Raw genomic sequence first — 12,543 nt, forward strand, 5'->3', positions numbered from 1 at the left:
AATATGACCGGAAACATTCATTCCATTCAGTCCCTCGGCGCGGTGGACGGCCCCGGCGTGCGATACGTCGTATTTATGCAGGGCTGCCCACTGCGGTGCGTCTATTGCCACAATCCCGATACCTGGCTGACCGAAGGCGGCACACCGACCGACGTGGACGAGCTGGTCCGCAAGGCTCTCCGGTTTCGTCCGTACTGGAAGAATGGCGGCGGCGTAACCGTCACCGGCGGCGAACCGCTCCTGCAGGCCGAATTTGTTGAGGAGTTTTTCGCCAAGCTGCATGAGCACGGCGTACACACCGCGCTCGATACCTCCGGCGTGGGCAATCTCTCCAAAGCGGAAAAGGTGCTCGCGCACACGGATTTGGTCCTGTGCGACCTGAAATTCCTCACCAAAGCGGATTATCTCAAGAACTGCCGCGCGGATTTCGACCAGATTGAGCGTTTCCTGCAGCTGACCGCGATGAAAAACGTGCCGCTGTGGATTCGGCATGTGGTTGTGCCCGGTCTGACCGATGGTATGGACCATTTGCGCCGCGTCAAAGCCAAGGCGGAAAGCTATCCCAACTTTGAAAAGCTGGAGTTTCTGCCGTTCCACAAGCTGTGCATGGAAAAATATGAACGGCTCGGTCTGGAATTTCCGCTGAAGGATACGCCTGCCATGAACCCGGATGCCCTGAAAACCATGGTCGCACAGCTGTAACACGGTAAAACGGGAACCAAGCGGCAAATTATGAACTTTAGGCAACACCGCGTCTTGTCAGTACGCAAAATTTACTCGCAAATTACTCTTGTTCAATTATGCGGTGTTGCCTTAGAAACAAACCTTTCAAATTATGTTCAAAATTCGTTCACACATTTTGCGGCAAAGTGCGGTATACTAACATTGTCGATGAGGGAAGCCGCAATCCCGAACGACACAGCCTACTGATTTTTTTATTTCTCTTTTACCCCCTTTATTTTGTGAAATGACCGAAAACACCCTGTTTCCGTTCCCCCTCGGAGGCAGGGTGTTTTCCTGTCCGAAACCGGGTTTTCGACAGTACACAAACCTTTCAAATTCTGTTCAAAATTCGTTCACACATTTTGAAGCAAAGTGCGGTATACTAACATTGTCGATAAGGGAAGCCGCAATCCTGAATCGATAGTCATCTACAATCTTTTATTTCTCTTTTACCCCCTTTATTTTGTGAAATGATCGAAAATGCCTCGGTTCCGTTTCCCCCACGGAGCCGGGGTGTTTTCCTGTCTCGGAGTATCTTTGAAATGGTTAAGCAGGGTACTTGTTTACATTGTTAAAAATATTTCAAGGTCTGTTCACGATTTGTTCACAATTAAAGGGTGTCTGCGCGATATACTATAGGTGTCAGTAAGAGTTTCCCCTTTTCTCAAACTGACAACCTCTTTTCTTTGATTTTATCACCTTTTCTTAAACTCTTTTCATTTGCATCAACGAGAACGCCCTGTTTCCTTCCCCCGGGAAACAGGGCGTTTCTCTTTTGGTGCCAAACTGCGGTTTGAACGATATGCTGTTTTCTTTTCATATCCTTCACAGCATATTCAAATTTCGTTCACACATTCGGCATAAAAAGACGGTATACTGTACTTGTCAGTGAGGGAGAGCCGCAAATCCCGCATTGACGTCATCCGATTTTTTCATTTCTCTTTTTCCCTTTTTTTCAATTTGTGTTTTTAACCGAAAGCACCGCTGTTTCGTTCCCCCACGAAACAGCGGTGCTTTTCTGTTTTGGGCATTTGTCAATAAATAAGCCGGTGCTATGCTTGCGGAAAACGTTTTTTTAGGGTATACTGTTTTTTAGGCAAGATATATAGGTAAGGAGTTGTTTTTTATGGGTTGCTCGCATAATTGCGATAGCTGCTCGTCTAACTGCGGCGGCGAAAAGAGCCTCAAGGTTGCAGCCAATCCGGCGGCCTCTGTTAAAAAAGTCATCGGCGTTGTTTCCGGCAAGGGCGGCGTAGGCAAGAGCCTGCTCACCTCGATGATGGCGGTCGGCATGACGCGCAAGGGTTATTCCTGCGGTGTGCTGGATGCCGACATCACCGGTCCGTCTATCCCCAAGACCTTCGGCGTACACGGTCAGCTCGAGGGCTGCGAGGAAGGCATTCTTCCGGCACGCAGCGAAGGCGGTGTACAGATGATCTCGATCAATCTGGTACTGCCGCATGAGGACGATCCGGTTATTTACCGCGGTCCGATCATCGCGGAGACCGTCAAGCAGTTCTGGTCGGACGTTGTATGGGACGACGTAGACTTCCTGTTTGTCGATATGCCTCCCGGAACAGGCGATGTACCGCTGACCGTGTTCCAGTCCCTGCCGGTGGACGGCATCATCGTTGTTACCTCGCCGCAGGATCTGGTCTCCATGATCGTCGGCAAGGCGGTTAAGATGGCGAAGATGATGAACATTCCGGTGCTCGGCATCGTGGAGAACTATAGCTATCTGGCATGCCCGGACTGCGGCAAGCACATTTCGGTATTCGGCGAGAGCCATATTGACGAGGTAGCCGCGCACTACGAGCTGCCGGTTCTGGCCAAGCTGCCGATCGACCCGAAGCTGGCTGCGGCGGTTGACGCAGGCAAGATCGAGGATGCAAAGCTGCCGGACGAGCTTTCCGGTGCGCTTAAGACCGTGGAGGGTCTGTTATGAACATTGGCGTAGCATATGAAAACGGCCGGATCGCCAAGAATCTGGGCGACTGCCGTGAGGTGCTCATTATCACCACCGAGGGCCGGGAACCGGTCGGCAAGCGCATTGCCGGGATTGCCGGCACATCCGCGACCGACCTGATCAAGTTCGCCGGTCTGGAGCAGATCGACGTGCTCATCTGCGGTTCGCTCGGTCTGGCAACGCGCAACGCACTCGAGATGCTCGGCGTGCTGCTCGTGCCCGGCTGCGAAGGCTCGGCGGAGGAATCGGTTGCAAAGTTCCTCGTCGGTGAAAAGCAGGGTGACCCGACCATCCTCGAGATCGGCCGTGAGGAAGATCCGGATGATCCGATGGCATGCATGCACGACTGTGCAAAGTGCTCCGGCTGCGGCCCGAGCGAGCTGCTCAAGCAGATTCCGGTCGAGGAGATCAAGTAAAACTATAAAAACCACCGAATTTCGGTGGTTTTTATAGTTTTAATGGAGAATTGAGGATGGAGAATGGAAAATGATTGTTAAGATGAAGCGAGTGCCGCTCCTTTTACGGAAAGGTAATTCTCCATTTTTCATTCTCCATTCTCAATTTGATGAAACTGTGTTATAATCAAATGTATCATTATAATATAAGGAAAGAAGCTATTATGGATACCGAAAATCCGAAAACGGCAATCGAATACATACACTCTCTCGGCAGATTTTCCGGCAAGCCGGGTCTGCACCGTATCAAGGCGCTGTGCGAGGCGCTGGGAAACCCGCAGGACAGACTGAAGTTTGTTCATCTTGCGGGCACGAACGGCAAGGGCTCGACCGCGTGTATGGTCGCCTCGGCGCTGCAGGCGGCCGGACTGCGCACCGGACTGTATACCTCGCCGTATCTGGTGCAGTTTTACGAGCGCATCCGCGTGGACGGTGTGATGATCTCGGACGACGATCTGACGCGCCTGTGCGAACGGGTAACGGTGGCGTGTGAATCGCTCACACTGCCCGAGGGTGAGACCATCGGCGAGTTTGAGTTCACGACCGCACTGGCATTCCTCTGTTTTGTTGAGCAGGAATGCGATATTGTGGTTCTCGAAACCGGTCTGGGCGGCCGCTGTGACGCGACAAATGTCATCAAAAATACGGAGGTCTGCGTTATTACGCCGATTTCGCTCGACCATATGGCGGTGCTCGGCAACACGGCGGCGGTCATTGCGGCCGAGAAGGCAGGTATTTTCAAGCCGGGTACGGCGGTTGTCTGCGCGGACGGTCAGCCGAACGATGTACAGCGGGTGCTGCGCCGTGCCTGCGATGCGGCGGGCGCTGTCTGGTTCGGCGGAGCGGAGGACTGCCGCGTGCTGCGGTGCGATATCAGCGGTTCGGCGTTCGTGTATGAGGGACAGGGATACACCATTGCCATGCCCGGACGGCATCAGCTGCAGAATGCGCGGACGGCTCTGCGGGCGCTGAACGCACTGCGTGAGCGCGGCTGGAACATTCCGACCGAAGCCGCCGTGCGCGGTCTGGCGCGGGCGCGTATCGCAGGCCGGCTGGAACGCGTGGTCGATCAGCCGCTCATCCTGCTTGACGGCGCACACAATGCCGCAGGCGCGGACGCGTTGTGTCACGCGGTGGATGAGCTGCTCAAGATGAAGCGGCTGCACGTTGTGATGGGCATGGTGCGCGACAAGGACTACGAAACCTGTGTTCACGAGGTAGCCAGCCGCGCGGACGACTTTTACGCCTGTGTGCCGGATGCGGGTGAGCGTTCGCTGGATGCACACACGATTGCAGAGCTGGCGCGGCAGTCGTGCAAGAGCGTGTACGAGTGCGAATCCGCCGAGCACGCCATTGAGCTTGCACTGGAGCATGCGAAGATGAACGACTGCATTCTTATCTGCGGTTCGCTGTACCTTATTGGTGAGTGCGAGAAGATTTTGCGCGGGCGACCGAAAGCGACAGATTAAAATGGAATAAACAGGTAAAATAAGGCTTGTACTTTGAAAGTACAAGCCTTTTATTTTTGTGTCAGTTGTTTTCAATAGGTATATTGTTTGGTATATCGCAGGGCGGGATACCATGCGAAATAAGAGGTAATATTTTGCTGATTTCGAGGTGACATATATGCTGCAAATCACGCAGAGAAGGCAGGAGGGCACGTTGATCGCGGTGTACACCGGTGAGCTGGACCATCATGCAGCACGGGCGGCGATCGAGCAGACCGAGGATCTGCTGGTGCTGTTTCCGTGCGAAAAGCTGGTGCTCGACCTGTCCGAGCTGACGTTTATGGACAGCTCCGGTCTGGCGGTCGTCCTGCACCTGTACCGCACCTGTGCCCGCAGCGGACGCGAATTTGCGGTGCGCGGCACACCGCCGCAGCCGATGCGGGTGTTTGAAGCAGCCGGTCTGCCGCAGGTGATGGTTTTTGAAAGGGGGAAGGAATAATGCGGGCGGTCATCAACAAAATGAGCCTGAAATTCGAGAGCCATTCGGTCAACGAGGCGTTTGCGCGGCAGGCGGTCGGCGCATTTGTCGCGCAGCTGGACCCAACGATGGAGGAACTTGGCGACATCAAAACCGTGGTCTCCGAGGCGGTGACGAATGCCATTGTGCACGGCTACGCGGACAAATGTGGATTTATCACGGTCACGGTGCGGCTGTTCGAGGGACGCGCTCTGGAGCTCAAGGTAAAAGACGCCGGATGCGGCATTGAGAATGTCGAGCAGGCGCGCCAGCCCATGTTCACCACGGGCGACGACACGCGCAGCGGCATGGGATTCACTATCATGGAGACATTCACGGACAAAATGCGCGTGCGCTCCACGCCGGGAAAGGGAACGCTGGTTGCGATGGTCAAGGTGCTGAAGGAGCGGCAGGCGTGACCGGAGAAATGCGCACGCTGCTCGAGCAGGCGGCTTCGGGCGACAGGGACGCGGAAGCGCGGCTGATCGAGGACAACAGCGGTTTAATCTGGTCGATCGCGCGGCGGTATTACGGGCGCGGCACCGAGCCGGACGATCTGTATCAGCTGGCGTGTGTCGGCTTCATCAAGGCCGTGCGCGGTTTCGATGTGTCGCTCGGCAACGAGTTTTCTACCTATGCGGTGCCCAAAATCGCGGGTGAGATTCGGCGGTTTCTGCGGGACGACGGTGCGGTCAAGGTCAGCCGGGCGGTCAAGGAACGCGCGGTTCGTGTGCGCCGCCTGCAAAGCGACTGGGAGAGCCGGAACGGACGGTCACCGACCGTATCAGAACTGGCACAGGCCGCCGGATTGACGGTCGAGGAAGTAGCGGCCTGCGAGCAGGCGGACGTGTCGGTGGACTCGTTCGAGCGGGAGCTGTCCGGCGGCGGACGCGTAGGTGATCTGGTCGGTGACGAGGGAATGGAGGAGAGAACCTGCCTGCATCTGTCGCTGCACGAGGCACTGCAGGACTTGCCCGACCGCGACAGGCAGGTGCTCAGTCTGCGCTATTCGCGTGATTTGACACAGCAGCAGGTCAGCCGCATCGTCGGTGTGTCGCAGGTGCAGGTCTCGCGCATCGAAAAACGCGCCATAGAGAAGCTGAGGGAAATGCTGAGAGAGTGAAAAAGGAGTTGAGACTGTCGAAAAACTTCGTTTTTCCGACAATCTGTGTTTTGACTTCGCAAAACACGGACATCCGAAAGTTCCCGTGCGGAAACTTTCTCCCTCTGAAAGTATGAAAACCGAGGTACATGCCCCCGGTTTTCATGCATTTGGGCTGCAAATGCTATTTCATACGCGCTGCCGCGCGACAGCATCAGTATCGCGAAAACGAACTTAATTGACAGCCTAAAAAGGAGTTCTCGTGAGAGAACTCCTTTTTATTTGTGCGGCGACAGAAGGATTTGTCCCATCAGCACACAAATTTCAACCAGATACGCAGTATAAAACGCAAGTATCACTTTGCCAAGCCGCAATTCAGCTGCAATCGAGCAGTACAGCAGAAACGGAAAGCTGACGATTGTCAGAAGCACGATCAGCGCCGCAATCTGAAATTTACTGCGCGGCAGCCGCCCCAATCGGAATACAATCATACCGATAAGAAAAATAACGGTAAATACCGCAAACAGAATCGCGAGCTGGCGGCGGCCTGCATGCAGTGCGTCTGCACTGACATCCGGTGGAACATCGGATAAAATACCCGTGAGATACCACAGCGGGAGCGCACATATCACGAAAAACGTGAGCGCGAGATGGTGCAGCGCTAGGCAGAATTCCTGTCGTTTGCTCATAATTTGTGCATAAACTGTCCGGCCGACTTGGCCATCAGCCGCTTGGTGCCCTTCTGATCAAATGCAATTTCGAGCAGGGCATCGCCGCCCATCGGCTTTACCGATACGATCAGTCCATCGCCGAAGGCCTTATGGAACACGCGGTCGCCGGCGGCAAAGTTCGGCAGCGGCTTGCTTTTAGCTGCCGAGGCCAGTGACGCGCTCGGCGCAGTATTTGCGGCAGAGACATACCGCGCGCGCGCCACTTGCGGACGTGAAAGCGTTGGATCGGGTGCAGTTGCGTTTGAGAACCGGCGGCTTTCGGTGATATTGCTCTCAAGCAGCTCCTCCGGCATCTCATCAACAAAGCGCGACGGATGCGAATACTGCGTGCGGCCGTACAGCAGGCGGCGCTCCGCGCAGGTGAGATACAGCTGCTCCTTCGCGCGGGTGACGGCAACGTAGCACAGGCGGCGTTCCTCCTCCATGTCCTCGTCCTTCTCCATTGCACGGAAGCCGGGGAACAGCCCGTCTTCCATGCCCGCGAGGAATACGACAGGGAACTCCAGACCCTTGGCGGCATGCATGGTCATCATGATAACTGCGTCATCGTCCTCGCCGGACTGGTCGGCATCCGTGTACAGCGCCATGTTCTCGAGAAAATCGCCGAGCGACGGCGTTTCGGTCTTGTCCTCGTAATCGACAATGTAGGATTTCAGCTCTTCAATGTGCTCAATGCGGTTTTCCTCTTCTGCGCCGCCCTTTAGCTGCAGCGCACGGATGTAGCCGCTTTTGTCCATGAGTTCATCGTACAATTCGGAAAGCGAGACAAATTCCCGCAGTTTGCGCAGATTTTCGATCATCTCGCCGAACTTCTCCATTGCCGCGGCGCCGCGGGACAGGGCAGGGTACTGAGAAGCATGGCATACCACATCATACAGCGTCGTGCCGTACTCGACGGCAAGCTGCATGGCGGTTTCGACCGATTTATCGCCAATCTTGCGGGCAGGCGTGTTGATAATACGGCGCAGACGCAGCTCGTCCGCAGGATTTTCGATCACCCACAGGTAGGCGAACATGTCCTTGACCTCGGCGCGCGAGAAGAAATCGCGGCCCTTGTACACGCGGTACGGGATGCCCGCACGGATGAACGCGGCGGCAATGTTATCTGAAAGCACGTTGTTGCGGTACAGAACGGCAAAATCTCCCCATTTTCGGCCCTGCTCCACGCCTTCGCGGATGGTATCGGCAATGTAGGCCGCTTCGCCTTCCTGGCTGTCCGAGCGGTGCAGACGGATTTTCGCACCGTCACCGTGGTCGGTCCACAGCTCCTTGCCCTTGCGGCCGACGTTGTTGCGGATGACCTCGTTTGCGGCATTGAGAATGTTGCCGGTCGAGCGGTAATTCTGCTCCAGACGGATGGTTTTCGCGTCCTTGAACTGCTTTTCAAACTCCAGAATGTTCGTGATGGTTGCACCGCGGAACTTGTAGATACTCTGGTCGTCATCGCCGACAACGCAGATGTTCTCGTAATAGCCTGCCAGCAGGCTGGTGAGCACATACTGCGCGTAGTTGGTATCCTGATACTCGTCCACGAGAACATAGCGGAACTGGCGCTGATAGTATTCCAGCACCTCGGGGTTGTTCTGCAGCAGCAGCACGGTTTTCATGATAATATCGTCGAAATCCAGCGCACAGGCCTTTTTCATGGCCTTTTCGTAATCTCGGTAGACGTCTGCGACCTTTTCACGGAAGTAGTCACCGGCGGCATCCGCGCTGAACTGACGCGGGGTCATCAGCTTGTCCTTTGCGCGGGAGATCATGCCCATTACGGTTCGCGGATCGAAATTCTTGGGATCGAGATCGAGCTTTTTCATTACGTTGAGAATGACGCGCTTCTTGTCGTCCTCATCGTAGATGGTGAACGCGCTCTCAAAGCCGAGCAGGTCAACGTGCTTGCGCAGAATGCGCAGGCATGCCGTGTGGAAGGTGTACGCCCAGACAGCGGACGCGGCTTCCTCGTCGCCGAGGGCAAATTCCAGACGCTCGCGCAGCTCACGCGCGGCTTTGTTGGTGAACGTGATCGCAATCACCTGCCACGGGCGGGCGGGATTCATCGCGCACAGGTGCTCCGCGCGGGCGCGGTTCTCCGGCTTAGGATCGGTCAGGTATTCGGTCAGGAACAGAAGATCGTCTTCAGTCGCCCAGTCGGGCGCAAATTCACTTTCCAGTCCGTCGCCGAACTTGAGAATGTTGATGATGCGGTTGATGAGCACGGTCGTCTTGCCGCTGCCCGCACCCGCCAGGATGAGCAGCGGGCCCTCGGTCTGATAGACAGCCTCGCGCTGCTTGTCGTTTAACTTGGAAAAGCGCTGTTCGATGATCGCACGCCGGACAGCAGCATATTTCATATCAAATTTGGTCGGTTCCATAGGTTTCCTCGTTTCGTTTGAAGATACAGAAAATCAAATGCAGAGATAGTATATCATATTCGGGAAAAGAAAACAAATGTTCTATCCGGATTGCGTAAAAAAGTCGATCGGAGTATACTATAAAAAGAGGTGAGCACAATGACAGACAAACAGCGGCAGGAAACCTATGCGCAGATGCTCGTGCGGCTTTCGCGCTCGAATTTCCGCAGCCGCTTTCATTTGAAGGCGCAGGACAAGCAGTATATCCGCGAGAAGGGATGGAACACGGTTGCCGACCACGCGGCAGACTTCGTTTCCAAGCGGCTTGCACCGGCCGCGCCGAAAAACGACGGCAAGCAGACACCCATGCGCGGGCATCCGGTGTTCATCGCGCAGCACGCGACCGCCTGCTGCTGCCGGGGCTGTCTGGAGAAGTGGCATGGCATCCCGCAGGGCGTGCCGCTTTCGGCGGAGCAGCAGGTCTATATCGTTGGAATGCTGATGAGCTGGATGAGGAGAGAAATGGAAAATTGAGAATTAGAGTGAGAGTGAAGAGAGACTTGCGGTTTACCGCTCTCCATAGAATAAAAAAGAGACGCAGTTGCGTCTCTTCTGCTATTTTGGCATATAGCTGCGGATAATACATAGTATGAGTGCGATTCCGCTGGAAACACCAATCAGGTATTGATGGTTGATATAATCGTCCATCGTGTGCGGTGTGTGGGCAGTCAGAGTGATCCAAACCGCAATTCCGACAGCAATCATGGCCGACAGGACACAGAGAATATTGATAACGCTTTTTCGATTCATCACAGCAGCCTCCCATCATAAACAAGGTTAGTCGGTATATACACAGCATAGCACAGCGATAGGAAGAACGCAATAAATGTGATGCAGATGGTTACAGTAAATAGCGGTTATATAAAAGGTAAGAGGTACTAAAGATGAAACTCTCAGATGCCGTCCGTAACCACCGGGCCAACGAGCTGCGCGGCGCCGCGGGTGCGGTGAACCGCCCAGTCGTCCGGACGGCGCCCGCTCCATATCCGATAGTGAACAATTTGATGAGAATTTGTATAGCTGCAATAATCTTCATGATAAAAATCTGCATTTCGTACAATCAATCTCTTGTCACAAACGACACGATTTGATAATATATAAAGTGTATTGCTGTTTTGCTTGCCAAATGACAAAACAGCATAATTGATTCTCTGCCGGGCGGCAGGGATAAGGAGGAAATTGAGGTTTCATGAGTAAGGTTGAGCAGTATATCACCAGCATTCCGGATTTTCCGAAGGAGGGCATCATCTTCCGCGATATTACCACCGTGCTCGGTGATGCGGACGGCTTCCATCTGGCGGTGGACGAGATGACTGCGCTGCTGGACGGCGTGGAGTTTGACGCAATCGCCGGTCTGGAATCCCGCGGATTCCTGTTCGGTGCACCGATGGCGTACAATCTGCATAAGGCATTCATTCCGATCCGCAAGCAGGGCAAACTGCCGCGTGCAACGTCCCGCATGTCCTACGAGCTGGAATACGGCATGGAGACCATCGAGGTACACCGCGATGACATCAAGCCGGGGATGAAGATCGTCGTTGTCGATGACCTGATCGCTACCGGCGGTACGCTTGAGGCGGCTGTCCACCTGTTGGAGCAGCTCGGCGCGAAGGTCGTCAAGGTTGTCTGCCTGCTGGAGCTCAAGGGTCTGCACGGACGCGACCGCATCAAAACCTGTCCGGCGGAGACGGTTGTCGCTTACGAGGGGAAGTAAGTAAAATTATCATTTCACAGTAATCAAGGCGAAAGCCTGAAAATTAAAAAGGGGGTTATTCGATGTTTGAACGTGTTTTCAAGCTATCGGAACACAAAACCACAGTCAAGACCGAGGTCATGGCCGGTATCACTACCTTTATGACCATGGCGTACATCCTTGCCGTAAACCCGAGCGTACTCGGCTCCACCGGTATGGATACCACCGCGGTATTGCTGGCAACCGCTCTGGCATCCTGCCTGGGCACGCTGTGCATGGCGTTTATGGCAAACCTGCCGTTCGCGCTCTCTGCCGGCATGGGTCTGAACGCCTTTATGGCGTACACCGTTGTTGCAGGCTATGGCTACAGCTGGCAGGTTGCGCTGCTGGCCGTATTCATTGAGGGCCTGATCTTCATCGTCCTGTCGCTCACCAACATCCGTGAGGCCATCTTCAATGCCATTCCGCTGACGCTCAAAAAGGGTGTTTCGGTTGGTATCGGTCTGTTCATCGCCTTCATCGGCCTGCAGAACTCCGGCCTGTGCGTGGACTCCGCAACGCTGGTCGGCATCATCAGCTTCCCGGAGAATTTCCACACCGCAGGCATCTGCGCACTGCTGACGCTGATCGGTCTGTTCTTCACCGCAGTATTCTACACCCGCAAGATGAAGGGCGCCATCCTGTACGGCATCCTGCTGACCTGGATCCTCGGCATGATCTGTCAGGTGACCGGCCTTTACGTTCCGACGCCGGACGCAGGCTTCTATTCTCTGTTCCCGAGCTGGGGCATGACCGACTTCTCCAGACTGGGTCTGACCTTCGGCCAGTGCTTCAATGTTGATTTCAGCGCGGTTGGCATCGTAAACTTCATCGTTGTCATCTTCTCGTTCCTGTTCGTTGATATCTTCGACACCCTCGGCACGCTGATCGGTGTTGCCACCAAGGCGAAGATGCTCGATAAGGACGGCAAGCTGCCGGGCATCAAGCCCGCTCTGCTGGCAGACTCGATTGCAACCTCCGCAGGTGCAATTCTGGGTACTTCCACCACCACCACCTTTGTTGAGTCCGCATCCGGCGTTGCAGTCGGCGGCCGTACCGGCCTGACCGCTCTGGTTACCGGCATCCTGTTCCTTGTATCCACGCTGTTTGCGCCGATCTTCACCGCCATCCCGTCCTTCGCAACCGCTCCGGCGCTGATCATGGTTGGCTTCCTGATGGTAGGCACCGTAACCGAGATCAACTTCGATCTGGACAACCTGACCGAGTCCATCCCGGCTTATCTCGCCATCATCGCTATGCCGCTGTTCTACAGCATCTCCGAGGGTATCTCTCTGGGCGTTATCTCCTACGTTCTGCTGAATGTTGCAGCCGGCAAGGGCAAGAAGGTTGCTCCGCTGATGTACGTTCTGGCAGTACTGTTCGTACTCAAGTACATCTTCCTTTAATTAAGAAATCGTAAAGATTACAGAAGGCTGCCGAAGCTCGCTTCGGCAGCCTTTT

The 12,543-nt window shown here is 54.8% G+C and carries 14 protein-coding genes; 10 read left to right on the top strand and 4 right to left on the bottom strand.

Features of this window, described 5'->3' with window-relative positions:
* The first annotated feature begins 3 nt into the window (after positions 1 to 3).
* Positions 4 to 702, top strand: a complete 699-nt coding sequence (gene pflA, locus PG722_RS03100) for a pyruvate formate-lyase-activating protein (protein WP_118760830.1) — start codon at positions 4 to 6, stop codon at positions 700 to 702.
* A 685-nt stretch (positions 703 to 1,387) separates the two neighbouring features.
* On the opposite strand, the gene PG722_RS03105 is transcribed toward pflA, so the two are convergent.
* Complete coding sequence (locus PG722_RS03105; protein WP_270579617.1) at positions 1,388 to 1,543, bottom strand: hypothetical protein; 156 nt, start codon at positions 1,541 to 1,543, stop codon at positions 1,388 to 1,390.
* Between the two features lie 306 nt (positions 1,544 to 1,849).
* On the opposite strand from PG722_RS03105, the gene PG722_RS03110 reads away from it, so the two are divergent.
* The 6 genes from PG722_RS03110 (at position 1,850) to PG722_RS03135 (ending at position 6,232) form a co-directional block, all read left to right on the top strand.
* Positions 1,850 to 2,668 (top strand): P-loop NTPase, encoded by an 819-nt coding sequence (locus PG722_RS03110; RefSeq protein ID WP_117751035.1) that lies wholly within the window; start codon positions 1,850 to 1,852, stop codon positions 2,666 to 2,668.
* Positions 2,665 to 3,105 (top strand): NifB/NifX family molybdenum-iron cluster-binding protein, encoded by a 441-nt coding sequence (locus PG722_RS03115; RefSeq protein WP_110435316.1) that lies wholly within the window; start codon positions 2,665 to 2,667, stop codon positions 3,103 to 3,105. The genes PG722_RS03110 and PG722_RS03115 overlap by 4 nt, the downstream gene beginning before the upstream one ends.
* Before the next feature lie 203 nt (positions 3,106 to 3,308).
* Entirely contained in the window at positions 3,309 to 4,613 is a 1,305-nt protein-coding gene (locus tag PG722_RS03120) for a bifunctional folylpolyglutamate synthase/dihydrofolate synthase (RefSeq protein WP_270579618.1), read from the top strand.
* A gap of 157 nt (positions 4,614 to 4,770) precedes the next feature.
* A complete protein-coding gene (locus tag PG722_RS03125; protein ID WP_110435314.1) occupies positions 4,771 to 5,091 on the top strand; it encodes an anti-sigma factor antagonist in 321 nt (106 codons plus the stop codon).
* The gene (spoIIAB, locus tag PG722_RS03130; protein WP_110435313.1) at positions 5,091 to 5,528 is read left to right on the top strand and encodes an anti-sigma F factor; all 438 of its coding nucleotides are present in this window, start codon (positions 5,091 to 5,093) and stop codon (positions 5,526 to 5,528) included. The genes PG722_RS03125 and spoIIAB overlap by 1 nt, the downstream gene beginning before the upstream one ends.
* Complete coding sequence (locus tag PG722_RS03135; RefSeq protein ID WP_243022076.1) at positions 5,525 to 6,232, top strand: sigma-70 family RNA polymerase sigma factor; 708 nt, start codon at positions 5,525 to 5,527, stop codon at positions 6,230 to 6,232. Before spoIIAB ends, PG722_RS03135 begins: the two co-directional genes overlap by 4 nt.
* 257 nt (positions 6,233 to 6,489) lie before the next feature.
* On the opposite strand, the gene PG722_RS03140 is transcribed toward PG722_RS03135, so the two are convergent.
* Together PG722_RS03140 and PG722_RS03145 are read right to left on the bottom strand one after the other, a co-directional pair.
* On the bottom strand, positions 6,490 to 6,900 hold the full coding sequence (locus tag PG722_RS03140) for a hypothetical protein (RefSeq protein ID WP_270579619.1): 411 nt from the start codon (positions 6,898 to 6,900) through the stop codon (positions 6,490 to 6,492).
* Positions 6,897 to 9,311, bottom strand: a complete 2,415-nt coding sequence (locus PG722_RS03145; protein ID WP_270579621.1) for an ATP-dependent helicase — start codon at positions 9,309 to 9,311, stop codon at positions 6,897 to 6,899. The genes PG722_RS03140 and PG722_RS03145 overlap by 4 nt, the downstream gene beginning before the upstream one ends.
* Positions 9,312 to 9,449: 138 nt before the next feature.
* Between PG722_RS03145 and PG722_RS03150 the strand changes: the two genes are divergently transcribed.
* Positions 9,450 to 9,824, top strand: coding sequence for a DUF4186 domain-containing protein (locus tag PG722_RS03150; RefSeq protein ID WP_161273685.1), 375 nt, complete (start codon positions 9,450 to 9,452; stop codon positions 9,822 to 9,824).
* An 81-nt stretch (positions 9,825 to 9,905) separates the two neighbouring features.
* Here PG722_RS03150 and PG722_RS03155 read toward each other — a convergent pair whose 3' ends face one another.
* Entirely contained in the window at positions 9,906 to 10,100 is a 195-nt protein-coding gene (locus PG722_RS03155; protein WP_118284672.1) for a hypothetical protein, read from the bottom strand.
* Positions 10,101 to 10,539: 439 nt separating this feature from the next.
* Between PG722_RS03155 and PG722_RS03160 the strand changes: the two genes are divergently transcribed.
* The gene (locus PG722_RS03160) at positions 10,540 to 11,064 is read left to right on the top strand and encodes an adenine phosphoribosyltransferase (protein ID WP_110435309.1); all 525 of its coding nucleotides are present in this window, start codon (positions 10,540 to 10,542) and stop codon (positions 11,062 to 11,064) included.
* Between the two features lie 62 nt (positions 11,065 to 11,126).
* Positions 11,127 to 12,488, top strand: a complete 1,362-nt coding sequence (locus tag PG722_RS03165; RefSeq protein WP_118728844.1) for an NCS2 family permease — start codon at positions 11,127 to 11,129, stop codon at positions 12,486 to 12,488.
* Positions 12,489 to 12,543: the final 55 nt, after the last annotated feature.

Source organism: Butyricicoccus sp. OF27-2pH9A, assembly GCF_027693185.1.
Lineage (GTDB): Bacteria > Bacillota > Clostridia > Oscillospirales > Butyricicoccaceae > Agathobaculum > Agathobaculum butyriciproducens.